This is a genomic window from Nonomuraea sediminis, from assembly GCF_018531495.1.
GTDB classification, from domain to species: domain Bacteria; phylum Actinomycetota; class Actinomycetes; order Streptosporangiales; family Streptosporangiaceae; genus Nonomuraea; species Nonomuraea sediminis.
Map to the genome: position 1 here is coordinate 433995 of NZ_JAHDTI010000011.1, position 22786 is coordinate 456780.

Consider the following 22786-nt stretch of genomic DNA (forward strand, 5'->3'; position numbering starts at 1 on the left):
AGGCCGCATGAGCGTCATCGTCACCGGAGCCGGATCGGGCATCGGCAGGGCCACCGCGCTGGCCTTCGCCGCGCAGGGCATGCCCGTCGTCATCGCCGACCTCGACGCCGAAGGCGCCGAACGGACGGCCGAGGGCTGCGCGAAGGCCGTCGCCGTGGTGGGCGACCTGAGCGAGCAGGAGGTCGTCGACCGGGTCGTGGCCAGCGCGGTCGCCGAGTTCGGCGGCATCGACGTGCTGGTCAACAACGCCGGGGTGATGGACACGATGTCGCTGGCGGCCACGGTCGGCGATGCCGAGTGGGAGCGGGTCATCCGCGTCAACCTGACCGCGCCGTTCATGATGAGCCGGGCGGTCCTGCCGTACCTGCTCGAGCGGGGCAAGGGGGCGATCGTGAACGTCGCGTCGGAGGCCGGGTTACGCGGCGGCGCGGCGGGGACGGCCTACACGGTCTCCAAGCACGGCGTGGTCGGGCTCACCAGGTCGCTGGCCGCCGCCTACCGCGACCGCGGCATCCGCACCAACGCGGTCGCGCCCGGCGGCGTGGCCACCTCGATCATGTCGGGCCTGACGCTGGATGAGGAGGGCGCCCGCACGCTGACGCCCCTCCACGGCGCCGCGGGCCGCATGGCCCAGCCGGAGGAGATCGCCGCCGCCATCGTCTTCCTGGCCTCCGACGCCGCCTCCAACGTCAACGGCGTCATCCTCCCCGTCGACGGCGGCTGGTCATCCGTCTAGGACTTGTCGCTGCCCTCGCGGGCTCCGCGGATGAAGTGGCGTTGGAAGACGACGAAGATGATCGCCACCGGGAGGGTGGCCAGGAGGGCGGCGGCGAGTTTGAGCGGGTACTGGGTGCCGGCGCCGAGGGAGCCGCTGACCAGGTCGGCCAGGCCGCGGGGGAGGGTGAACAGGTTCGGGTCCTGCACCGCCACCAGGGTGTGGGGGAACTCGTTCCAGGTGCCCTGGAAGGACAGGATGGTCAGGGTGATGAGGGCGGGCTTGGACATCGGGAGCACCACCGACCAGAAGACGCGGAAGGTGCCGGCGCCGTCGATGCGGGCGGCCTCCTCCACGCCCGGCGGGATCGACTCGAAGAACTGCTTCATGATGAACACCCCGGCCGCGTCCGCGATCACCGGCACGATCAGCGCCGCGTAGCTGTCGTACATCCCAAACTGATTCAAGACCAGAAATTTCGGGATAAAGAGGACTACTCCGGGGACCGCCATGATGGCGATGACCGCCGCGAACAGCGCCGACCGGCCACGGAAGCGGATCCGCGCCAGCGCGTACCCGGCCAGCGAGTCCAGGAAGACCCGCGCGACCGTCAGCACGAGCGTGACCAGCAGCGAGTTGCCCAGCCACAAGGGCATGTCCGTGCCGGTGAAGACCCGCTCGAAGGCCGACAGCGTAGCCGGGTGCGGGACGGGGGACAGCGGGCTCGCGGCGGCGTCTGGCTCGGTCTTGAAGGAGTTCGCGATCTGGATCACGAACGGGTAGACGAACACCAGAGCCGCGCACGAGAGCAGGAAGTACCGGATGAAGCGGGTCATGCGCGCCTCTCCCTGAGGGCCCAGCGCTGGAACAGCGTCAGCAGCACGATGATCAGGAACAGCACGAACGAGATCGCCGTGCCTGCCCCGTAGTCGAAGTCGCGGAAGGCCGTCCGGTACGACAGGTACGCGGGCGTGAGCGTGGTCTTGGCGGGGTTGCCCTGGCTCATCACGTAGATCTGGTCGAAGACCTGCCACGTCCCGATCAGCCCCAGCGTCAGCACCAGGAACATGGTCGGCCGCAGCAGCGGCAGCGTCACGTATCGGAAACGCTGCCACCGCCCGGCCCCGTCGAGCAGCGCCGCCTCCTCCAGCGACACGGGCACGTCCTGCAGGGCCGCCAGGAACATCAGCATGAACGTCCCCGACGTCGTCCACACCACCAGCGCGATGATCGCGCACATGGCCACGCTCGGCCCCGACAGCCACTCCCACCAGGTCAGCCCGAACGGCCCCTCGCTCTGCAAGGCAACCGGAGCCCGGTCGTCGAACAGCAGGTGGATGATTCCGCGCGGGTCGGAGAACCACTGCGGCCCCCGGATTCCTAAGTATCCGAGCAACTGCGTGACCGCTCCGGAGTTGCTGAAGATGAACAGGAACACCACCGAGATCGCCACCGAGCTGGTGACGGACGGGAAGTAGAAGGCGGTGCGGAAGAACGTCCTGGCCTTCAGCCTGCGGCTGTTGACCAGCAGCGCCAGCCCGAGCGCCAGCGCCGTCTGCAGCGGCACCACCAGCGCCACGTAGTAGGCGTTGTTCCTGATGCTGATCATGAAGTTCTCGCGGGCCAGGTTGTCCTCGGTGAACAGCCGCGCGTAGTTGTCCAGGCCGACGAACGGCACGCCGCCCTTGAACGGGCTGCCCTGGCCGTTCCACGAGGTCAGGCTGACCCACAGCGCCATCAGGATCGGCAGCAGCATGAACAGCCCGAGGATCAGCACGACCGGCGAGACGAACAGCCAGCCCGCCAGGTTCTCCCTGGCACCGCGGCGCATCAGTCGCCCAGCGCGGCGGCCGTGTTCTTCCGCAGCCTGGCCAGGAGCGCCTTCGGGTCCTGCGCGGTGAGCTGCTGCAACCCGGCGTCGAAGTCGGCCAGGACGCTGTCCATCTTGGGGGCGTTCACCGGGCCCTGCGCGTAGTCGGCGCCGTTGACGAAGGCCGCGTCGCCGGGGAACTCCTTGACGTAGGCGTCCTTGGCCGACTGGCGCGAGGGCATCACGCCGAACGCCCTGGCGAAGGCCAGCTGCTGGTCGGCCTTGGTCATCGCCTCGACGAAGCTGATCGCGGCGGCCTTGTTGGCGCTCTTGGCCGCGATGCCCCAGCAGTTGGTGAACGACAGCGTGCCCTTCTTGGCGCCGGCGGGCAGCTCGTGCACCGAGTACTTGATGCCGGGGAAGTCGCTCTTGAGCGCGCCCTTGATCCAGTTGCCCTCGATCGTCATCGCGGCGTTGCCCTTGCCGAACGCCTCGCCGGGCCAGGCCGCGTCCAGCTGCTTGGGGTACTGGGCGAGCTTGTCCTTCAGCAGCGACCTGACGTACTCCAGGGCCTGCAGGTTCTGCGGGCTGTCGCCGGTGGCCTGCTTGCCGTCGGGGCTGATGATCCAGCCGCCCGCCTGCACCATGAACGCGCCGATCCGGTCGCGCGTGTCGCCGATCGCCAGCGGCGTGACGCCCTTGAACTTCTTGGCCACCGCCGTCAGCTGGTCCCAGGTGGTGGGCACGTCGGCGTCGCTCAGCCCGGCCTTCTTCCACAGGTCGTCGTTGATGACCAGGGCGAGCGTGGAGAAGTCCTTGGGCGCGCAGTAGAACTTGCCGTCGAAGGTGAACGTGCTGCGCAGGCTCGGGTAGAAGTCGTCGGGCTGCGACACCTTGTCGCCGTAGGGCTCCAGCGCGCCGACGCTGGCGTAGTCGGCGAAGTGGTCGGCGCCCACGTAGAAGACGTCGGGCGGGTTGCTGCCCGCGAAGGCCTGGCCGAGCTGCTGGTTGATGTCCTGGGCGGGCGTGACGGTGGCCTGGTTGCCGCCGGCCTTGGCCCACGCGTCGGCCGCCTGCTTGACCGCGGCGGTCTCCGCGTCGCCCGACGAGCCGATCAGCACCTTGATCGAGGCGGGTCCGCTGCTCTGCGGCGCGGCCTTCGGCTTGTCCTCGAAGCCGCTGCCGCACGCCGTGGCGGCCAGCGCCAGCACACCGAGCGCGGCCAGGGGGAGGTGTTTCATCGGGGGTCCTTCCTGATGACGAGGGAGGGTTCGAGCAGGACGTGGTACGGCGGGCCACCCCGGCGAGCGCCCGGTTTGTCGGGATCGAGGATCGTGGTCACGACGTCGACGCAGGCCCTGGCGACCTCCTCGAGCGGCTGCGCGAGGCTGCTCAGCCCGATGGCCCTGGCGACCGGCGTGTCGTCGAACCCGATCACGGGCACGTCCCCGGCCTGCAACGCCCCCAGCGCCACGGCGTCGCTCACGCACACCAGCGCGGTGGCGCCCGCCGCGATCAGCTCGCGCGCCGCCGCCTCACCCATGGCCGCGCTGCCGTCGGTGTCCCGCTCGAGCAGCGGACGGTCGCCGAGGGCGCGCACCCAGCCGGAGCGCCGGTCGTCGCCGACACCGGATCCGCGGGTCCAGCCGACGAAGCCGATCCGCTCGTGCCCGGCGTCGAGCAGGTGCCGGGTGGCGGCGGCCGTCCCGGCGGCACCGTCGACGTCGACCCACGGATGGGACCCGCCGCCGGGCGTGCCCCACGGGCGGCCGAAGGTGACGAACGGCAGCCCGCGCCCGGCCAGCCACTCGGTCCGCACGTCCCCGTAGTCGGTGCTGGTCAGCACGAACGCGTCAGGCTCGTAGGTGCCGAGCAGGTCGTCGAAGGCCTCGATCTCGGAGGGCCCGTCCTGCGCGGTGTAGAGGATGACGCGGTACCCGGCCAGGCCCGCAGACTCGGTGAGCCCGTGCAGGAACCGGTCGAAGACGTTCATGCCGTCCTGCGTGTGCTCGGCCCGGACGGCCAGCAGCCGCGACCGCCCGGTCCGCAGGCGCCTGGCCGCCTGGCTGACCCGGTAACCGAGCTCCTCGACCGCCTGCAGCACGCGCTGTCTGGTCTCCTCGCGGACGATCTCGGGGGAGTTGAGCACGTTCGAGACGGTCTGCCGGGACACGTTGGCATGCCGCGCGACGTCGGCGATCGTCACCTTCTCGGCCATTTGTCCCTTTCAAATTGGTTTGATCGATCCAATCGAAGTATGGCAGGATTGGATCGATCAAATGCGGAGTGTTACGCACTATCTCCCTTAGCGCACCGCCTGTCAAGATTCGGGGACCGCCTGTGCCAGATCACGCCATGCAGCCGCTGCTCCACCACCTCGCCGTCACCGTGCTCGCGCCGACCAGCGCGCTGAGCGGGGCCGACGGGCAGATCAGGGCCGAGGGGGTGCAGGGCCTCTTCCACGCGGACTCGCGGGCGCTGTCGCAGGCCAGACTGCTGGTCGACGGCCGGGAGCCGGAGGCGGTGGGCCACGCCGAGCAGGCGGCCGGCCGTACCAGGTTCGTGTCGCTGGCGCGCTGGCTGGGCGATCCTGGGCCCGACCCGACCGTGCGCGTCGACCGCACGCGGGAGGTTTCCCCCGGGCGGATGGCCGAGGTCGTCCAGATCGCCTCGAGCGCGTCGGAGCCGGTGACCGCGGTCGTGACGGTGGAGCTGAGCTGCGACTTCGCTCCCATCGAGGCGGTGAAGTCGGGTGGCGCCACCGCGCAAGCCGTACCTGTGATCAAAAACGACACGCTGACCTGGCGCTCCGGCGACATCCTTGTGACGGCCACCGGCGAGGGCGCGGCCTGCGGCGCGTCGGGGCTCAGGTGGGAGGTGGCGGTCGCGCCGGGCGAGACCGTGACGCTGCGGTGGAGCGCGGCGGTCGAGGATCCCGGCGCGGTGGTACGGGCCCCCGCGCGGGCGCTCGAGTGGCGCGAGCCGCGCGTCACGGCCGACGACCACCGGCTGGTACGGCTGGCGGAGCGAGCCGTGGCCGACCTGCGCTCACTGCGGCTGGCCGAGCTCGGGCACCCGGACGACACGTTCCTGGGGGCGGGGGTGCCGTGGTTCCTGACCGTGTTCGGGCGCGACAGCATCTGGGCCGCCAGGATGCTGCTGCCGCTGGGCACCGAGCTGGCCGCGGGCACGCTGCGGGTGCTGGCCAGGCGGCAGGGCGCCAGGGTGGACCCGGCCTCGGGCGAGGCTCCCGGGAAGATCATGCACGAGCTGCGGCGGCACGAGTTCGCCGCCAACGGCATGCGGCTGCCGTCCGCCTACTACGGCACGATCGACGCCACGCCGCTGTGGATCGGCCTGCTGCACGACGCCTGGCGGTGGGGGATGCCGGAGTCCGAGGTGGAGCCGCTGCTGCCCGCGCTGGAGGCGGCGCTCGGCTGGCTGGGGGAGCACGCCGACCCCGACGGCGACGGGTTCCTGGAGTACATCGACACCAGCGGGCGGGGGCTGGCCAACCAGGGCTGGAAGGACTCGGGCGACGCGGTCCGCTTCCACGACGGGCGCCAGGCAGAGCCGCCGATCGCGCTGGCCGAGGTCCAGGGGTACGCCTACGCGGCGGCCAGGCAGGGAGCGGCGCTGCTCGAGGCGTTCGGGCGGCCGGGCGGGGAGCGGTGGCCGGCGTACGCCGACGCCCTGGCGACCCGCTTCAGGGAGCGCTTCTGGGTGGACGGCGGATATCCGGCGCTGGCGCTCGACCGGGACAAGCGGCCCGTCGACTCCCTGACCAGCAACATCGGTCACCTGCTCGGCACCGGGCTGCTGACGCGGGAAGAGGAGGGCAGGGTGGCGGCGGCGCTGGCCTCGCCGTCGATGTCGGCGGGGTTCGGTTTGCGGACGATGTCGGCGGACGACGCCGGGTTCAGCCCGCTGTCCTACCACTGCGGGTCGGTGTGGTCGCACGACACGGCCATCGTCGTCGCCGGGCTGGCCCGCGCGGGCTTCGCGGAGCCGGCCGCCGAACTGGCCGGCGGGCTGCTGGCGGCGGCCGAGGCGTTCGACTTCCGGCTGCCCGAGCTGCACGCGGGAGACGCCAGGGACACCGTCGGGCGGGCGATCGCCTACCCGGCCGCCTGCCGTCCGCAGGCGTGGTCGGCGGCGGCCGCCGTCACGCTGCTCCACGCGGCCGTCGGGGTGTATCCGGATGTGCCCGCGGGGCGGGTGGAGGTCCGGCCGCTGGAGGGTGCGCCCCTGGGCGCGGTCAGGGTCCAGGGGCTGCGCGTGGCCGGCGCCGAGGTGACCGCCGAGGTGGACCGTTCAGGCAAGCCCACGCTCGACGGCCTCCCGCCGGGGCTGGTTACTAGCTCTTGATCGTGTAGGAGTCGCCGTAGACCTTCCACTTCAGCGGCGGGTCCAGGTCGAGGTTGCCGTTCTTGAGGAAGACGCGCTGCTCGGTGTCGACGCGGCTGGTGTCGGAGTGCGCCTCCTCCTGCTTCATCACCTTCTTGCGCACGTCCAGGTAGGCGTTGAGGTAGGCGACCTCGTCGCCGCCCTGCGCCGGGGTCTTGGCCTTCTTCATCGCGGCCTTCCTGATGCCGCCGAAGCTGGTGCTGTCGTCGCCAGGGCCGTGCATGACGATGGCGTCGTAGTAGATGAACTGCCCGAGCGCCCGTAGCCCGTCCTGCTTGGCCTGCTGGACCGCCGGGTTGAAGTAGACGCGGTCGCGCTCGTCGTTCTGGGCCTGCTGGAAGGCCGAGTCCTTGGCGGCGGTGGCCCAGTCCTTGGTGAAGTTCGGGTCGAGGCCCTTGTGCGAGTCGCTGCCGTTGACCTTGCGCAGCGCGGGCAGGTACTTGGCCAGCACGTTGCCCGGCTTGCGCTGGGAGTAGAGCTCGACCAGGTCCAGCATGTCGCCCGTGCCGGAGCAGAAGCCGATGATGCCCGCCGTGTAGCCGCGGCCGTCGTCGATGTCCTCGATGTACTTGTACTGTGCTTTCCAGTCGAGCGAGGAGTTCTCCGCGCTGGACACCAGCTGCATGGCGATGTCCTTCTTGTGCGGGTCGGTGAGGTCGACCGCGGCGCGGGCCGTCCCGCCCAGCGCGAGCGCGGGGGCCAGGGCCGCGACGGTGACCAGGACGGCTCGTAACGAGTTCCGCACGTGCTCTCCCGAGGGGTTCGTTAGGAAAGATTCCTAACGAACCATACTCGCGAGAGTAAACTAATGGGGCCAATGTTGCAAAAGTTGGGCCCCCTTACGGGCGGAGCCCGGCCAGCAGATCCTCGAAGGGCGTGAGCTCCTCCTCGGCCTGTACGGCGGGTCGCATGATCCCGGCCAGCTCGCCCGCGGCCCGGTCGATGCGCTCGGACAGCCCGTCGGTGAACTCGTCACCGCCGCCGCCCCAGTCCTCCGACGCCGCGTACACCGCGGTCGGCACGACCACGGCCCGCAGGTAGCTGAACATCGGCCGCACGGCGTGCTCCAGCGCCAGCGAGTGCCGCGCCGTCCCGCCCGTGGCCGCGACCAGCACCGGCTTGCCCGCCAGCACGGTGTTGTCGATCACGTCGAAGAACGACTTGAACAGCCCGCTGTAGGACCCGGTGAAGATCGGCGTGACCGCGATCAGCCCGTCGGCCGCGGCGACCGCGTCGAGCGCGACCCGCAACCTGGTCCCGGGGAAACCGGTGACGAAGGCGTTGGCGATGTCGACGGCCAGGTCGCGCAGCTCGACGACCTCGACCTCGAGCCCCTCCACCCGGCGGCCGACCGCCTCGGCCAGGCGGTCGCCGAGCAGCCGGGTCGACGACGGCTGGGTGAGCCCCGCGGTGACGACTACGATCTTCATGACTGTACGGTCTGCCTCTCGGTGTGCGTGGGCGCGTCCGGCACCTTGGCCGGGCGCCCGATGGCGAACTCCTTGCGCAGCACGGGGACGACCTCCTCGCCGAGGAGGTCCAGCTGCTCGAGCACGGTCTTCAGCGGAAGCCCGGCGTGGTCCATCAGGAACAGCTGCCGCTGGTAGTCGCCGAACGACTGGCGGAAGGCCAGCGTCCTGTCGATGATCTCCTGCGGGCTGCCCACGGCCAGCGGCGTCTCGGCCATGAACTCCTCCAGCGACGGCCCGTGCCCGTAGACCGGGGCGTTGTCGAAGTAGGGCCGGAACTCGCGGACGGCGTCCTGGGAGTTCTTGCGGATGAACACCTGCCCGCCCAGCCCGACGATGGCCTGCTCGGGGGTGCCGTGCCCGTAGTGGGCGTAGCGCTGCCTGTACAGGCTGATCAGGCGCTGGAAGTGCTCCTTGGGCCAGAAGATGTTGTTGGCGAAGAACCCGTCGCCGTAGTAGGCCGCCTGCTCGGCGATCTCCGGGCTGCGGATCGAGCCGTGCCACACGAACGGCGGCACGCCGTCCAGCGGCCGCGGCGTCGAGGTGAACCCCTGCAGCGGCGTGCGGAAGCGGCCCTCCCAGTCGACCACGTCCTCGCGCCACAGCCGGTGCAGCAGCGCGTAGTTCTCGATGGCCAGCGGGATCCCCTGGCGCATGTCCTGGCCGAACCACGGATACACGGGACCGGTGTTGCCGCGGCCCAGCATGACGTCGACCCGCCCGTCGGCCAGGTGCTGCAGCATCGCGAAGTCCTCGGCGATCTTGACGGGGTCGTTCGTCGTGATCAGCGTGGTCGCGGTCGACAGCACCAGCCGTGAGGTCTTCGCGGCGATGTAGCCGAGCATGGTCGTGGGCGACGACGGCACGAACGGCGGGTTGTGGTGCTCGCCGGTCGCGAACACGTCCAGCCCGACCTCCTCGGCCTTGAGCGCGATGGCCACCATCGCCTTGATCCGCTCGTGCTCGGTCGGTGTCCTGCCCGTGGTCGGGTCCATGGTCACGTCGCCGACGCTGAAGATCCCGAACTGCATTTCGGTCACCAATCTTGACTGTTGAAAGTTTAACCCACTAAGCGCGAGCGACCCCGTGGTTATTCCACGCCCAGGGTATGACGGGGACCCTACGCCCGTCCGGTGCGGTGGATCGCCTGCAGCAGGCCGACCGCCACCAGCCCGGCCACCGTGGCCGACCCGCCGTACGACACGAACGGCAGCGGCACCCCGATGACCGGCACCAGCCCCACGGTCATGCCGACGTTCACGAACGTCTGGAACGCGAGCCAGCACACCACCGCGCCCGCCACCGCCGTCCCGTACGGCGAGCCGCTGCGCAGCCCGATCGCCAGCCCCCGCCACAGCAGCACGCAGATCAACGCCAGGATGGCCAGCGCGCCGAGGAAGCCGAGCTCCTCGCCCGCCACCGTGAAGACGAAGTCCGTGTGCTGCTCGGGCACGAAGTGACCGGCGGTCTGCTCGCCGTGGAACAGCCCCTTGCCCAGCAGCCCGCCCGATCCGATCGCGATGCGGGCCTGCGCGGCCGTGTAGCCGGCCCCGGCCGGGTCGGCGCCGGGATCGGCCAACACCAGCAGCCGCCGCAGCTGGTAGGGCCGGACCAGGCCGAACCGCCAGGCCGCCGCGCCCGCCGCCGCCCCGGCCACCACCAGCGCGAGCAGCCACCGCTTGGGCGCGCCCGACACCAGCAGCGCGCCCAGCACCATGGCGCAGAACACCAGCATCGTGCCCAGGTCGGGCTGCAGCAGGATCAGCCCGACCGGGACCGCCGCCAGCACCAGCGCAAGCAGCACGCCGCCGAACCCGGGCCGGTGCTCGCCCTCGCGCAGCTCGCCGAGCGGCACGGCGAACGCGAGCGCCAGCGCCACCTTGGCCACCTCGGACGGCTGCAGCCGCACCCCGGCGATCAGCGGGATCCACGAGTGGGCGCCGTTGACCCGCACGCCCAGCGGGGTCAGCACGACGACGAGCAGCGCCACGGCCAGCACGTACGCCACCGGCACGTAGGCGCGCAGCATCCGCAGGTCGCAGCGGGAGACCAGCCACATCAGCGCCAGCCCCACCGCCACGCTGCCGGCCTGCCGCAGCAGCAGCGACCGGTCCTGCTCCAGCCGGGTCGCCGACCACACCAGCACCAGCCCCACGCCGGACAGCGCCACGGCCGCCCCGGCGAGCACCCAGTCCGGCGCCCCCAGCACCGGCGTCCACGACAGCCGCCCCCGGATGCCTGTCGTCGAGGTCATCGGGTCTCCCTCAGGCCGTCGATGCCCTCCCAGATCTGCCTGGCGGCGGGTGCCGCTCCCCGGGCGCCGCGCCCGCCCTCCGACAGGACCACGACCACCGTGTAGGCGGGGTCGGGGGCGAAGGAGGCGAACCAGGAGGTGTCCCGGTGCCCGGCGGACTCGGCCGTGCCCGTCTTGCCCGCCACCGCGATCCTCCCGAACGGGAACCCCTTGAAGGCGGCGGCAGCCGTACCCGAGCGCGGGACGCCGGCCAGCGCGCCCCTGATGTAGGCGAGCGTGGCGGCCGATGCGGGCAGGCGGCCCGTGACGGGCGGCACGATCGAGCGGACCGTCGTCCCGTCGGGCCGTACGACGCGCTCGCCCACGCGCGGCGCGTAGAGCGTGCCGCCGTTGGCCAGCGCCGCGTAGGCGCGCGCCAGCTGCAGCGGCGTCACCAGCACCCCGCCCTGCCCGATGGCGAAGTTGGCCGCGTCACCCGGTCGCGGGCTCGCCTGCGGCACCGCGCCCGCCGCCTCGCCCGGCAGGTCGATCCCGGTGCGGGTCCCGAAGCCGAAGCCCGTCGCGGTCCTGCGCGGCACGTCCGAGCGCCGCCGCCACAGCTCGTCCGCGATCCGGTAGAAGACCGTGTCGCACGACTTCACCAGGGCCTGGCGCATCGTCATGATGCCCAGGTCGGCCGAGGCGAAGTTGCGGAACAGCCGGTCGCCCACGGTGTAGCCGCTCGGGCAGCCGTAGCGGCCGTCGAGCCGGTATCCGGCGTTCGCGGCCGCCGCCACGGAGGCGACCTTCCAGGTGGAGCCGGGCGCCCACTGCCCCTGCACGGCCCGCGACAGCAGCGGCAACCCGGCGTACTGCCTGGCCGTCACCCCGCCCGTCCACACCGACGGGTCGTAGCCCGGGTACCCGGCCAGCGCCGCGACCCGCCCGGTGTTCGACTCGAGCACCACGACCGCGCCCGAGGTGCCGCCCGTGCGGGTCAACGCCGTGGCCAGGGCCCGCTCGGCGATCACCTGGATGCGCGCGTCGAGGCTGGTCACCAGGGAGTTCCCGGTTGTGGCCGGGTCCTGCGCGACCACCCGGGTGACGCGTCCGGCGTTGTCCACGGCCACCACGCGGCGGCCCGGCCGCCCGGCCAGGTCCCGGTCGTAGACGGCCTCCAGCCCGTCGCGCCCCACGCCCGCCTGCAGGTATCCCAGGGTGTGCCCGGCCGCCTCCCCGTAGGGGTAGACCCGGATCGGGCGCAGCTCGGTGGTGACGCCGGGGAAGTCGGCCTGCCGTTCGGTGATCTGCAGCGCGACCTGCACCGGCACGCCGTCCGCGACGGGGATCTGTTCGTACGGCGAGCCAGGCCAGCACGGGCGCGGCACGCCAGGCCCGCACGTCCTGATCTTCCCGGCCAGCCGCTCGTACGGCTGCCGCAGCACGGCCGCCAGCCGCCCGAGCACGGCCCGCCCGCCGTCGGCCTGGTGCGCCAGCGCGACCCCGTCCACCGACACGACCGGCACGGTCTTGTTGGCCACCAGCGGCCTGCCTGCGGCGTCCAGGATCTGCCCGCGCAACGGAGCCAGCGCCACCGTCCGCACCGACACGTTCACCGCCGCCCGCACGTACCGATCCCCGTCGACGACCTGCAGCAGCCACAACCGTCCCGCCAGCGTCACCATCAACCCCACCACCACGACCCGGAGCACCCCCACCCGCCGCGCCCTCGCTCCCGTCCTGGCTCCGCGCCTTCGCACTGCCGGTTGCGCGCCGACCACGTTGCGCCGGGGTCCGCCGTACGGCCCCTCGCCGTACCGGCGCATGAGGGTGCCCGCGGCCCCTCGCCTAACCACGGCGCGCCCCGAAGGCGGAGGCCGTGCCGCGCCGCACTCGCAGTGCCGGTTGCGCGCCGACCACGTCGCGCCGGGCTCCGCCGTACCACCCCTCGCCGTACCGGCGCCTGAGGGTGATCCCCGGAGGTGATCCGCGCGCGCCCGCTCGCCTGAGCAGGGTGGGATCGTGCCAGGCAGGGGTGCGGAGGCGGAGGGCGGCGGTGAGCAGGGCGGCGGCGGCGGCCGTCCAGGCGAGCGTCCACGGCAGCCAGGCCGTGACCGTGATCCAGGAGGCGTCGCCGAGCAGCAGGGTCGCCGCCGCGCGGAGGACGAGCCCGGCGCACGCCCCGAGCACCAGCGCCGCGAGCCGTCCCTCACCGAAGCGCCCGGCCACCAGCCCCACCACGGCCAGCACGAACGCGTCCCGCCCCACGGTGTGATCCGCGGGCGGCACGAGGTCCACGGCCAGCCCGGCCGCGAAGCCGCCCGCGCACCCCCACAGCGCACCGCGCGACAGCGCGACCCACAGCACCCCGAGCAGCACCACGTCGGGCGCGCCCCACGGCAGCGTGTTCAGCACCATCACCTGGACCAGCGGCAGCACGGCCAGCACCACCAGCGCCATGGCTCACCCCACCACGGTCACGAGGTCGAGAGCCGACACCCGCGCGGCGGGACGCACCACCGCCTCGAGCACCGCCCCTGCCGGGTCAGCCGAGACCCGCACGACGCTGCCGATGAGCACCCCCGGCCGGTACGGCCGGCCGCCCTCGGACCCGAGCGTCACCACCCGGTCCCCGGCCTTGACCGGCGCGTCGGGACTGAACAGCCGGAGCCGCAGCAGCCCCTGGCCCGGCACCCCGCTCACCAGCCCCAGCTCGCCCGAGCCCGCCACCCGCGCGCCCACCGAGGAGTCCGGGTCGGTGATCAGCCCGACGGTCGCGCTCGACGGCCCGGCCCAGGTCACCTTCCCGACCAGGCCGTCGGCGTTCACCACGGTGACGTCCCGCGCGACGCCCCCGGCGGCTCCGGCGTCGATCGTCACGCTCTGGCCCTGCCCGAACCCCACCACGTGCGCGGGAACGCCCCGCGCGGACGTGCCCGCGGAAGCCGGAGCGGTCAGGACGGCCGTCCGCAGCCTGGCGTTCTCGCGCTCGAGCGCGTCCACCCGGCCGGTGCCCGTCCACAGCAGGGCCACGGAGCCGAGGGCGCGCTCGGCCGTGCCGTACACGACGGAACCGGCCGCGCGCAGCGGGGTGAGCGGCACCAGGTAGCGGTCCACGCCCACCAGCGCCGCCGCCAGCACCACCAGCAGGAACGACGCCCAGGCCCTCATCGCCGCGACCACTCGGGCAGCAGCACGTCCCGCATCGCCTGGAAGCGCTCCACGCAGCGGCCCGCGCCCAGCGCGACCGAGTACAGCGGCCTGTCCACCACCCTGATCGGCATGCCGGTGGCCTCGCCCATCCGCTCGGCCAGCCCGCGCAGCAGCGCGCCGCCCCCGGTCAGCACGATGCCGTTGTCCAGCAGGTCGCCCGCCAGCTCGGCCGGGCACTGGTCGAGCGTCGCCTGCACCGCGTCGATGATCGTCTGGACCGTGTCCTCGATGCCCTCGCTGATCTCCGCCACGGAGAGCGTCGCGGTCTTCGGCAGCCCCGTCACCAGGTCGCGGCCCCTGACGGGCGCCGACTCGTCGGGGTCGAGCGGTTCGGGCCGCAAGTCCCGGGCGGGCTCGGCCTTCTGCCTGGCGCGGAAGGGGTTCCATGAACGCTGGGCGGGGCCGGATTCGGCCTCGTCGGCCAGCTTGAGGTTCGCCGTGAGGACGATCCGGTGGCGGCCGCGCGGCTCGGACCCGGGCTGGGCCACGGCCGGCTTCACCATGCCCAGGCCGATCTTGAGCCGCTCCGCCGTACGCTCGCCGAGCAGCAGCGCGTGCTCCTTCTTGACGTAGGAGATGATCGCCTCGTCCAGCTCGTCGCCGCCGACGCGCAGCGACTTGGAGACCACCACGCCGCTCAGCGAGACGATCGCCACCTCGGTGGTGCCGCCGCCGATGTCGACGACCATGTTGCCCGACGCCTCGCCCACCTTCAGCCCGGCGCCGATCGCCGCCGCCATCGGCTCCTCGATGATGTGCACCCGCCGGGCGCCAGCCTCGTAGGCGGCCTCCTTGACGGCCCGCTGCTCGATCGAGGTGGTCCCGCTCGGCACCGCGACGACGATCCGCGGCTTGGCCAGGAACCGGTGCGGGTGCGCCCGCTGGATGAACATCCGCAGCATCCGCTCGGCCGCCTCCAGATCGGCGATCACACCGTCCTTGAGCGGGCGGATGGTCGCGATGTGCGGGGGAGTGCGGCCCATCATCCGCTTGGCCGCCTTGCCGACGGCCACCACGTGGTTCCTGGACAGGTTGATCGCGATCACGGAGGGCTCGTTCAGCACGATGCCCTTCCTGCGCACGTACACGAGCGTGTTCGCGGTCCCTAAGTCGACCGCCATGTCATGACCGAGGAGGAGTCCCATCGCCGCCGCCCTTCGAAGAGCCCGCCCCCGCGCTGCCCCCAGAACGCCGCCGCAAACGTACGCTGGTATTTCCCGCTAAGCCAATAGGTATTAAAGGAATGGTGAAACGCCGTGAGCGTGCCCCCGTGCCGACCTACGCTCGTGCCCATGTCGATCGACGAGAAGCTGCTCCCCGACCCGGAGCGCGCCATGACGGCCGTCCCCGCGCCCGCGGCGGGTGCCGGCCACTGGGTGGGCGCGCCCAGCGCGGTCGCCGCCGACGGACTGGTTTACCTGGCCTATCGCCTGCGTCGCCCGATCGGTGAGGGGCGCGGCCACGCGGTCGCGCTGGCCCGCTCGGCCGACGGCGTGCGTTTCGAGACGATGGCGACGATCGCCCGCGAGGAGATGGACGCCGAGTCACTCGAGCGCCCCGCCCTGGTCCGGACGCCCGAGGGCCGCTGGCGGCTCTACCTGAGCTGTGCCACCACGGGCACCAAGCACTGGCGGGTCGAGGTGCTCGAGGCGGACCACCCGGCCGCCTTCGACTCGCGCGAGCGCCGTACCGTCCTGCCCGGCGACCCGAAGACGGGCGTCAAGGACCCCGTGATCGTACGGCGCGGCGGCGTGTGGCACCTGTGGGCCTCCTGCCATCCGCTGGGCCGGGCCGGCGAGGAGGACCGGATGGTGACCGACTACGCCACCAGCCCCGACGGCCTGGAATGGACCTGGCACGGCACCGCGCTGAGCGGCCGCCCCGGCATGTGGGACGCCAGGGGCACCCGCATCAGCGCCGTCCGCTTCACCGGCAATGGCGTGCTGGCCTTCTACGACGGCCGGGCCGACGCCGCGGAGAACTACGAGGAGCGCACCGGCGTCGCCTACGGCGTCGAACCGGACTCGCTCACCCCGCTGGGCCAGGAGCCCGCCGCCCGGTCGCCGCACGGCGGGCTGCGCTACCTGGACGTGGTCGATCTGCCCGAAGGGGGAGTGCGGCTGTACTACGAGTACACCCGCGGGGACGGCACGCACGAGCTGCTGACCGAGCTGCGCGCCTGACCCAGGGTCATCCTGGCCGGGGGCGGCCGTTCCTGGCCTGGCGCTGGCCTGCTGGGCGATGGCCGATCAGGCCGCCCGCGCGTTCCCTCGGCCGCAGCCAGTCGCCGAAGTCCTCGCCGAGGATCCGCTGTAACAGCTCCACGTCCTCGGCGAAGTGCGGGATCAGTCGCTGCCGCTGATCCCAGGTGAGCGGCCGCCGGGCCCGTCCGCGCCGTTGGAGGAGCCGTTCGATCGGCTCGCCAAGGGGGCCCGGCAGGCCTCGCCGCAGCGACGACAGCAGGCGGTGGCCGTGACCCGAAGCCGGGTGCGCGGTCACGTTCTCCCTCGGCACCTGTGACAGCAGGCCCTGCTCCACCCCGAGGAAGGCGCAGATCCTGTCGAGCGTGTCGGCGGGCCTGTCCACCAGGTCCCGGTAGCGGAAGACGAGCACCTGATCGCGGGGGAAGAGCGTGAACAGGTGGGCGAGCTGCTCGCCGTACCTGCCCAGGCTCAGGTAGTGCCAGAAGTGCGCCCAGCCGAGCGCGATGCGGCGGGTCTCCTCCTGGCAGGCGCGCACCACGTCGCCGATCGGCTCGAGCCCGGCCGACCACAGGTGCGTCCAGTTGGAGTGGGCGCGCTCGACCGGGTCGCGCAGGATCACGACGAGCCTGGCGTGCGGGACGGCGGCGTGGACGCGTCGCTGGGCGTCCAGGTCGTAGAGGTAGAACGGGGTGGACTCGCCCCGCGGCACGCCCGGGGGAGCGGCGGCGAACAGCGCCTCGTAGTCACCGCGGCGCCAGACGTGCTCGCGGTAGGTCCTGGCGTCGCCGGGCCCCCCCGAGGACGGCGGCGGTCCGTCGGTGAGGAAGTACTTCGGCTCCTTGACGGGAGACAGGTAGAGACCGGGGTGCGCGCGTAGTGCGGCGTGCAGGGCCGTCGTGCCCGCCTTGGGCGCACCGATCACCAGGAAAGTCGGCATCGGCATGCCCACACGTTAACCTAGAATCCCTACCAAATATATGGGAAGTATATCCATCAAGCGATTGATTGGATACGGTGGACGGCATGACCCAGGTCGAGGTGATCCTCAAGGCCGCGACCCAGCTGTTCGCGGCGCTCGGCTACGACGGGACCTCCACCCGGCAGATCGCCGACGCCGCCGGGCTGAACATCGCGACCGTCAGCTACCACGTCGGCGGCAAGCGCGAGCTCTACCTCGCCGTGATCGAGCGCGCCCACCAGGACGAGCGGGCCGCGCTCGAGGCCTCGCTGGCCCGCTTCCCCGGCGACGACCCGGTCGTGGCCATCCACGGGCTGATCGACGACTACCTGGACTTCTGCGTCGAGCACCCGGAGGTGCCCGCGCTGTGGATGCACCGGTGGCTGTCGGACGCCGGCGACCTGACCGAACTGGAGAAGGAGTACGTCCAGCCGCTCGTGGCGGCCGTCGCCACCGCGCTGGAGCCCGCGGTCGCGGCCGGGGCGATCGACCAGGACGTCGACCTGCAATTCGCGATCTGGACCACCATCTGGTGCGTGCACGGCTTCACCAAGGGCGGTGTGCTCGACACCGACGGCCGCCGCAGGGCCGGGGGAGACCCGGCGGTGGTCCGCCGCTTCCGCGCCCACCTGCACCAGACCATGCACCGCGCGCTCGGACTGCCCGGGCAGGCGCCATGAACGCCGGGCGGTTACTCGGCTACGGGATCGGCTCCGTCGGCACCGGCGTGTTCTCCGCCGTGCCGGGACTGCTGCTGCTGTACTACCTGACCGACACGCTGGGCGTGCCCGCGGCGCTGGCCGGCGGGGTGCTGGTGGCGCCGAAGATCTGGGACGTGCTGGTCAACCCGTTCGTGGGCGCCGCGAGCGACCGCGAGGCCGTGCGCACGGGGCGGCGGACCCGGCTGCTGCTCGCCGGGTCCGTGGCGCTGCCCGTGGGGTTCGCGCTGATGTTCGCCGTGCCCGGCGCCGTGCCGGGGGCGGTGTGGGCCGGGGGCGCGTTCCTGGTCGCGGCCACGGCCTTCGCCTGTTTCCAGGTGCCCTACGTCGCGTTGCCCGCGGAGATGTCGCCCATCAGCGACGAGCGGACCCGGATCATGTCGTGGCGGGTCGTCTGCCTGACCGTCGGCATCCTCGTCGCGGGCGGCCTGGCCCCCGCCGTGGTGGGGCTGGCCGGTGGCGGCAGGCCCGGATACGCCGTGATGGGCGTGACGATCGGCGCCGTCATGGCCGGCGCGCTCCTGACCGCCACGCTGGCCACCCGATGGGTGCGCTCCAGGCCCGGGCCGCACCAGCTCGGTCCGGTGGCCGCCTTCCGGCTGGCGCGCGGCAACCGGCCGTTCTTCGCGCTGCTCGCCGCCTTCGTCACGCAGGCGCTCGGGGTGGCCGTCATGCTGGCCGGCGCGCCGTACATCGCCTCCTACCGGCTGGGCGACTACGGGCTGACCTCGGTGATGTTCGTCTGCCTCGTCGGGCCCAGCATGCTGGCCGTGCCCGGGTGGGCGCGGCTGGCCCGCGCCTATGGTCACGTGCGCTGCTACCTGGCCGCCACCGCCGGGTTCGGGCTGGTGGCGCTCGGTCTCGTGCCCGCGATCGCGGCCGGATCCCTGGCCGCGACGCTCGCGCTCACCGCGCTGGCCGGCGTCTGCTACGCCGCGCTGCAGCTGCTGCCCCTGGCCATGCTGCCCGACACCGTGCACGCCGACACGGCGCGCACCGGCCACGCGCAGGCGGGCGCCTTCACCGGCCTGTGGACCGCGGGCGAGACCGCCGGGCTGGCGGTCGGGCCAGGCCTGTTCGCGCTGGTGCTGGCCGCCTCCGGCTTCGCCTCGGCGCCGGTCGAGTCGCCCGTCGCCCAGGCGCCCTCCGCGCTGACCGGGCTGCTGCTCGGCTTCACCGTCCTCCCCGCGCTGCTCATGCTGCTCAGCCTCCCGCTCATCACCTGGTACGGCAGGATCGCCGTACGGAAGGAGACCCGTGAACCTGCCTGAGACCGGACGCAGCGTCGAGGAGCTGCTGGCGGAGGTCGCCCGGCTCAAGGAGCACGACCTGCCGGTGCGCGGCGGCCAGGTCACCGCCTACGTCTACGACACAGGGCGGGCGGCGGTGCACGACGCGGCCGCGCGCGTCTATCTGGAGATGCTGGAGGTCAACAGCCTGGACCCGACCGCGTTCCCGAGCATCGTGGAGATGGAACGCCAGGTCGTCGGCGCCGTGGCCGACCAGCTCGGCGGCGGGCACGGCATCTTCACCAGCGGCGGCACCGAGTCGATCATGCTGGCGGTGAAGGCCGCCCGCGACCTCATGGGGCGCGCCCGCCCGAACCTGGTGCTCCCCGTGACCGCCCATCCGGCCTTCCACAAGGCCGCGCACTACCTCGGCGTCGAGGTGCGGCCCGTGCCCGTGGACCTGGAGACGTTCCGCGCCGCGGCCGGCGGGCTGCCGATCGACGAGGACACCGTGCTCGTCGTGGCGTCCGCGCCCTCCTATCCGCAGGGCGTGGTCGACCCGGTCGAGGAGATCGCCGCCGCGGCCGCCGCGGCGGGCGTGCCGTGCCACGTCGACGCGTGCGTGGGCGGGTGGCTGCTGCCCTGGCTGCGGGAGGCGGGCGCCAAGGTGCCCGCGTTCGACCTGTCCGTGCCGGGGGTGACCTCGATCTCGTGCGACCTGCACAAGTACGGCTACGCGCCCAAGGGGGCCTCTGTCGTGCTGTTCAAGGACCCGGCCATGCGCCGCAAGGCCTACTTCGCCTCGGCCGCCTGGCCCGGGTACACGGTGATCAACACGACCGTGCAGAGCTCGCGCTCGGCCGGGCCGCTGGGCGGGGCCTGGGCGACGCTTCAGGCCCTGGGCCGCGACGGGTACCTGGAGCTGGGACGGACCACCTGGGAGGCGGTGAGGCGGCTCCGGTCCGGCATTTCCGAAATTTCAGGACTGAGGGTGCTCGGGGAGCCCGAGTCGGCCCTGGTGGCCTTCACCGGCGACGACGTGTTCACGCTGGCCGACGAGGCGCGGGCGCGCGGCTGGTTCCTGCAGCCCCAGCTGTCCTTCGCCGGGATCCCCGCCAACCTGCACATCACCGTCACCGGGGTGACGCTGGCCGGGGTCGAGGCCATGCTCGAGGTCATCGCCGAGTCCGCGGCGGCGGCCAGGCGGCGCGGCCCCGCCGTACTGCCCGAAGGGCTGGTCGAGCTCGTCGCCGGGCTGGACCTGGAGGCCCTCGACGACGCCGCGTTCGCCGAACTGGCCGCCGCGGTCGGCGTCGACCTGCGGCCAGGCGCGGGCCAGCCCGAGCTCGCCGTCGTGAACGCCATCCTGGACGCCCTGCCGGTGGCCCACCGTGAGGCGGTCCTGGTGCGGTTCCTGTCGCTCATCTACGCGTGAGGTGAGGGCCGTGCCGTGATTCACTGGGGCGCATGGCAGCCACCCACGAACTGCTGCGCCGGCTGGATCCGCTCGTCGGCAACTGGGAGATGGTGCCCTCCGTCCATGGCGAGGCCACCGGGCGGGGCTGGACCAGGTTCGACTGGATCGAGGACGGGGCGTTCCTGCGGCAGACCGCCGACGCGGACCTGTCGGGCGCCCCGCCGCTCTGGGCGGCCAACTCGCCGTTCCCCGTCACGTCGCTCATCGGCGTGGACGACTCGCTGGAGAACTACGCCCTGCTGTACTCCGACGCCCGCGGCGTGTTCCGGGTGTACGCCATGACCCTCCACGAGGGCGGGTGGACGCTGCGGCGGGACGCGCCGGGCTTCTTCCAGCGCTTCACCGCCACGCTCGAGCCCGCCACGATCACGGGCCGCTGGGAACGCGCCACCGACGGCACCGACTGGGCCTACGACTTCGACGTCGTGTACAACAAGATCACATGAGCGGCTATGGCGTGGGGCAGAGCGCCCTGGTGGTGAACGTTCCCGATGCGGTGGTGCTGCGGCTCGTTTCCGACGGCGCCGCCGGGGTGCGCGAGAGGCTCGCCGGGTGGCGGCCGTTCGGGCTGGAGGAGTCCCGGTTGCGGGAGCTCGCCGAGGCCGTCGGAGGCGAGCTGACCGACCCGCCGCCCGCCTCGGCGTGGCAGGTGTCGGGGGTGGCGCTGGCGGTCTTCGACGGCTCGGGCTGGCGGGCGGAGGAGCTGTTCCCGCTGGGCGAGCCGGCCGCCGAGGAGTTCGCCTTCCCCGGGCCGCTGCGCGACCAGCTCGTGGCGGCGATCCTCAGCGGCGACAAGACCACGACCACCGGGCTGCTGGCCGACTACGAGTACGCCGGCGATCCGCTCCCCGTCGCCGGGGAGTGGGGCGCGGTCCTCGACTCAGGCGGGCGGCCGGTCGCGCTGATCGAGACGGTGGAGGTCAGGGTGGTGCCGATCAGGGAGATCGATGTGGAGTTCGCCGTGGCCGAGGGCGAGGGCTACACCACGGTCGCCGAGTGGCGGGCAACCCACGAGCGCTTCTGGCACAGCCCCGAGATGGTCGCCGCCCTCGGCGGCCACGACCCGGTGATCGACGATCACACTCCGGTCGTCGCCCAGCGCTTCCGCCTGCTGCGCTAGCCCCCGACCCTCATCGGCCCCCAGGGCAGGCGCGACAGCGGGCGGGTGCCGGAGTCGGTGAAGACGACGGTCTCCACCAGCGCGAAGTGGAAGTTGCTGTGGAAGCTGGTCACCGTGCCCGCCTCGACCACACCGTCCACGTCCACCTCCTCGACGTCGAACACCGACTCGCCCACCCAGTCGGGCGGGAAGCTGAGCCCGAGCTCGTAACCGCCTGCCCAGGTCGCCAGCTCCCAGATGCCGCAGTCCTGGTAGTAGCGCCGCAGCGCCGCATTCACCTCGCCGACGGGCGTGCCTGCCTTGGCCGTCTCGCACAGCACCTCCACCGCGCCTCCCGCCAGTGCGAGCAGCCGCGCCAGCGGCGCGGGCGGCTCGCCCAGCGTGAACGTACGGGCGGTGTTGGCGTGGTAGCGGTCCACCACGCCGCACGGGTCGGCCAGGAAGCAGTCCCCCTCCCGCAGTCGCCGCCTGCCCGACCAGGCGTGCCCGCGCTCGAGCCCGCCGGCCAGCACCAGCTCATGGATCGCGGCCGGTTCGCCGCCCGCCGCGGCCATGGCGGCCATCATGCTCGCCCACACCTCGAGCTCGGTACGGCCGGGCCGCGCCGTACGGGCGACCTCGAGCAGGCCGGCGTCGGCGACGGCGGCGGCGCGCTCGATCCGGTCCAGCTCGGCCGCCGTCTTGACCCGGCGGGCGGCCCTGATCACCGCGCTGCCGTCGGTGACCGTGGCGCCCTCCAGGATCAGCGCCTCCTCCACCATCCGGCTGACCGCGGGATTGGGCACCGGGCTCCACAGTTCGAGCCCGACCCTGCCGCGCAGCGCGCCCTCCCTGCGCAGCTCCTCCACCAGGAAGCCGAGCCCGGCCTCGGGGTAGAGCCGCACGTCGCGCGCCACCGAGGTGACGCGCAGCAGCTCGGCCTCGCGCGGCAGGTCGAAGTGGGTGACCTCGTCGCGGTCGGCGCGCACGACCGTGGTGGCCAGCGGCGGCCACGCGGTGGGGGAGTGCGCCCGGTAGTAGCGGGCGGTGTAGCCGTGCAGGTAGCACATGGACTCCGGCGAGGTCAGCAGCAGCGTCTCCAGGCGCGCCTGCGCCATCAGGGTGCGCAGCCGCGCCAGCCGCAGGTCGTACTCCTGCCGCGGGAACGCGGGCCGCGGCGGCTCGGCGGCGCGCGAGGCGAGCCAACCGGACACGAAGGCGGCCAGCTCGGGATCGGTGGGCACGTACGCCTC

Annotated in this window: 22 protein-coding genes; 8 read left to right on the top strand and 14 right to left on the bottom strand. The window is 72.6% G+C overall.

The features are described 5' to 3' along the window. The first annotated feature begins 7 nt into the window (after positions 1-7). The gene (locus KIK09_RS39615) at positions 8-736 is read left to right on the top strand and encodes an SDR family NAD(P)-dependent oxidoreductase (protein WP_214324616.1); all 729 of its coding nucleotides are present in this window, start codon (positions 8-10) and stop codon (positions 734-736) included. Here KIK09_RS39615 and KIK09_RS39620 read toward each other — a convergent pair. The 4 genes from KIK09_RS39620 to KIK09_RS39635 are packed head-to-tail and all read right to left on the bottom strand — an operon-like array spanning position 733 to position 4743. Continuing rightward, positions 733-1551 (bottom strand): carbohydrate ABC transporter permease, encoded by an 819-nt coding sequence (locus KIK09_RS39620; RefSeq protein ID WP_214324617.1) that lies wholly within the window; start codon positions 1549-1551, stop codon positions 733-735. The two genes, KIK09_RS39615 and KIK09_RS39620, sit on opposite strands and share 4 nt — an antisense overlap. Next, positions 1548-2546 (bottom strand): carbohydrate ABC transporter permease, encoded by a 999-nt coding sequence (locus KIK09_RS39625; RefSeq protein WP_214324618.1) that lies wholly within the window; start codon positions 2544-2546, stop codon positions 1548-1550. Before KIK09_RS39625 ends, KIK09_RS39620 begins: the two co-directional genes overlap by 4 nt. Then, positions 2546-3766, bottom strand: coding sequence for a sugar ABC transporter substrate-binding protein (locus tag KIK09_RS39630; protein ID WP_214324619.1), 1221 nt, complete (start codon positions 3764-3766; stop codon positions 2546-2548). Before KIK09_RS39630 ends, KIK09_RS39625 begins: the two co-directional genes overlap by 1 nt. Beyond that, entirely contained in the window at positions 3763-4743 is a 981-nt protein-coding gene (locus KIK09_RS39635) for a LacI family DNA-binding transcriptional regulator (protein WP_214324620.1), read from the bottom strand. The genes KIK09_RS39630 and KIK09_RS39635 overlap by 4 nt, the downstream gene beginning before the upstream one ends. A gap of 137 nt (positions 4744-4880) precedes the next feature. Between KIK09_RS39635 and KIK09_RS39640 the strand changes: the two genes are divergently transcribed. After that, complete coding sequence (locus KIK09_RS39640; RefSeq protein ID WP_214324621.1) at positions 4881-6893, top strand: amylo-alpha-1,6-glucosidase; 2013 nt, start codon at positions 4881-4883, stop codon at positions 6891-6893. Here the strand turns inward: KIK09_RS39640 and KIK09_RS39645 are convergent. From KIK09_RS39645 to KIK09_RS39680, 8 genes are all read right to left on the bottom strand, one after another. Next, positions 6883-7677, bottom strand: coding sequence for a chitosanase (locus KIK09_RS39645; protein WP_308164593.1), 795 nt, complete (start codon positions 7675-7677; stop codon positions 6883-6885). The two genes, KIK09_RS39640 and KIK09_RS39645, sit on opposite strands and share 11 nt — an antisense overlap. A 94-nt stretch (positions 7678-7771) precedes the next feature. Then, complete coding sequence (locus tag KIK09_RS39650; protein WP_214324622.1) at positions 7772-8362, bottom strand: FMN reductase; 591 nt, start codon at positions 8360-8362, stop codon at positions 7772-7774. Further along, positions 8359-9432 carry an LLM class flavin-dependent oxidoreductase gene (locus KIK09_RS39655; RefSeq protein ID WP_214324623.1) on the bottom strand — a complete coding sequence of 358 codons (1074 nt, stop codon included), beginning with the start codon at positions 9430-9432 and terminating at the stop codon, positions 8359-8361. The genes KIK09_RS39650 and KIK09_RS39655 overlap by 4 nt, the downstream gene beginning before the upstream one ends. 89 nt (positions 9433-9521) lie before the next feature. Continuing rightward, positions 9522-10655 (bottom strand): rod shape-determining protein RodA, encoded by a 1134-nt coding sequence (rodA, locus tag KIK09_RS39660; protein ID WP_214324624.1) that lies wholly within the window; start codon positions 10653-10655, stop codon positions 9522-9524. Then, complete coding sequence (locus tag KIK09_RS59585; protein WP_214324625.1) at positions 10652-12352, bottom strand: peptidoglycan D,D-transpeptidase FtsI family protein; 1701 nt, start codon at positions 12350-12352, stop codon at positions 10652-10654. The genes rodA and KIK09_RS59585 overlap by 4 nt, the downstream gene beginning before the upstream one ends. A gap of 130 nt (positions 12353-12482) precedes the next feature. Beyond that, the gene (locus tag KIK09_RS39670) at positions 12483-13094 is read right to left on the bottom strand and encodes a hypothetical protein (RefSeq protein WP_214324626.1); all 612 of its coding nucleotides are present in this window, start codon (positions 13092-13094) and stop codon (positions 12483-12485) included. 3 nt (positions 13095-13097) lie between these two features. After that, positions 13098-13805 carry a rod shape-determining protein MreC gene (mreC, locus tag KIK09_RS39675; RefSeq protein WP_214324627.1) on the bottom strand — a complete coding sequence of 236 codons (708 nt, stop codon included), beginning with the start codon at positions 13803-13805 and terminating at the stop codon, positions 13098-13100. After that, positions 13802-14968, bottom strand: a complete 1167-nt coding sequence (locus KIK09_RS39680; RefSeq protein ID WP_214324628.1) for a rod shape-determining protein — start codon at positions 14966-14968, stop codon at positions 13802-13804. Before KIK09_RS39680 ends, mreC begins: the two co-directional genes overlap by 4 nt. Positions 14969-15139: 171 nt before the next feature. On the opposite strand from KIK09_RS39680, the gene KIK09_RS39685 reads away from it, so the two are divergent. Then, positions 15140-16030, top strand: a complete 891-nt coding sequence (locus KIK09_RS39685) for a glycoside hydrolase family protein (RefSeq protein WP_214324629.1) — start codon at positions 15140-15142, stop codon at positions 16028-16030. A 7-nt stretch (positions 16031-16037) separates the two neighbouring features. Here KIK09_RS39685 and KIK09_RS39690 read toward each other — a convergent pair whose 3' ends face one another. Next, the gene (locus KIK09_RS39690; protein ID WP_214324630.1) at positions 16038-16994 is read right to left on the bottom strand and encodes a sulfotransferase family protein; all 957 of its coding nucleotides are present in this window, start codon (positions 16992-16994) and stop codon (positions 16038-16040) included. 80 nt (positions 16995-17074) lie between these two features. Between KIK09_RS39690 and KIK09_RS39695 the strand changes: the two genes are divergently transcribed. The 5 genes from KIK09_RS39695 to KIK09_RS39715 are packed head-to-tail and all read left to right on the top strand — an operon-like array spanning position 17075 to position 21554. Next, the gene (locus KIK09_RS39695) at positions 17075-17689 is read left to right on the top strand and encodes a TetR/AcrR family transcriptional regulator (protein WP_214324631.1); all 615 of its coding nucleotides are present in this window, start codon (positions 17075-17077) and stop codon (positions 17687-17689) included. After that, entirely contained in the window at positions 17686-18999 is a 1314-nt protein-coding gene (locus KIK09_RS39700; protein WP_214324632.1) for an MFS transporter, read from the top strand. The genes KIK09_RS39695 and KIK09_RS39700 overlap by 4 nt, the downstream gene beginning before the upstream one ends. Next, entirely contained in the window at positions 18986-20392 is a 1407-nt protein-coding gene (locus KIK09_RS39705; protein WP_214324633.1) for a pyridoxal phosphate-dependent decarboxylase family protein, read from the top strand. The genes KIK09_RS39700 and KIK09_RS39705 overlap by 14 nt, the downstream gene beginning before the upstream one ends. 32 nt (positions 20393-20424) lie before the next feature. Beyond that, complete coding sequence (locus KIK09_RS39710; protein WP_214324634.1) at positions 20425-20880, top strand: hypothetical protein; 456 nt, start codon at positions 20425-20427, stop codon at positions 20878-20880. Continuing rightward, the gene (locus tag KIK09_RS39715; RefSeq protein ID WP_214324635.1) at positions 20877-21554 is read left to right on the top strand and encodes an ASCH domain-containing protein; all 678 of its coding nucleotides are present in this window, start codon (positions 20877-20879) and stop codon (positions 21552-21554) included. Before KIK09_RS39710 ends, KIK09_RS39715 begins: the two co-directional genes overlap by 4 nt. Here KIK09_RS39715 and KIK09_RS39720 read toward each other — a convergent pair. Next, a complete protein-coding gene (locus KIK09_RS39720; protein ID WP_214324636.1) occupies positions 21551-22777 on the bottom strand; it encodes a M24 family metallopeptidase in 1227 nt (408 codons plus the stop codon). The genes KIK09_RS39715 and KIK09_RS39720 overlap by 4 nt on opposite strands. Positions 22778-22786: the final 9 nt, after the last annotated feature.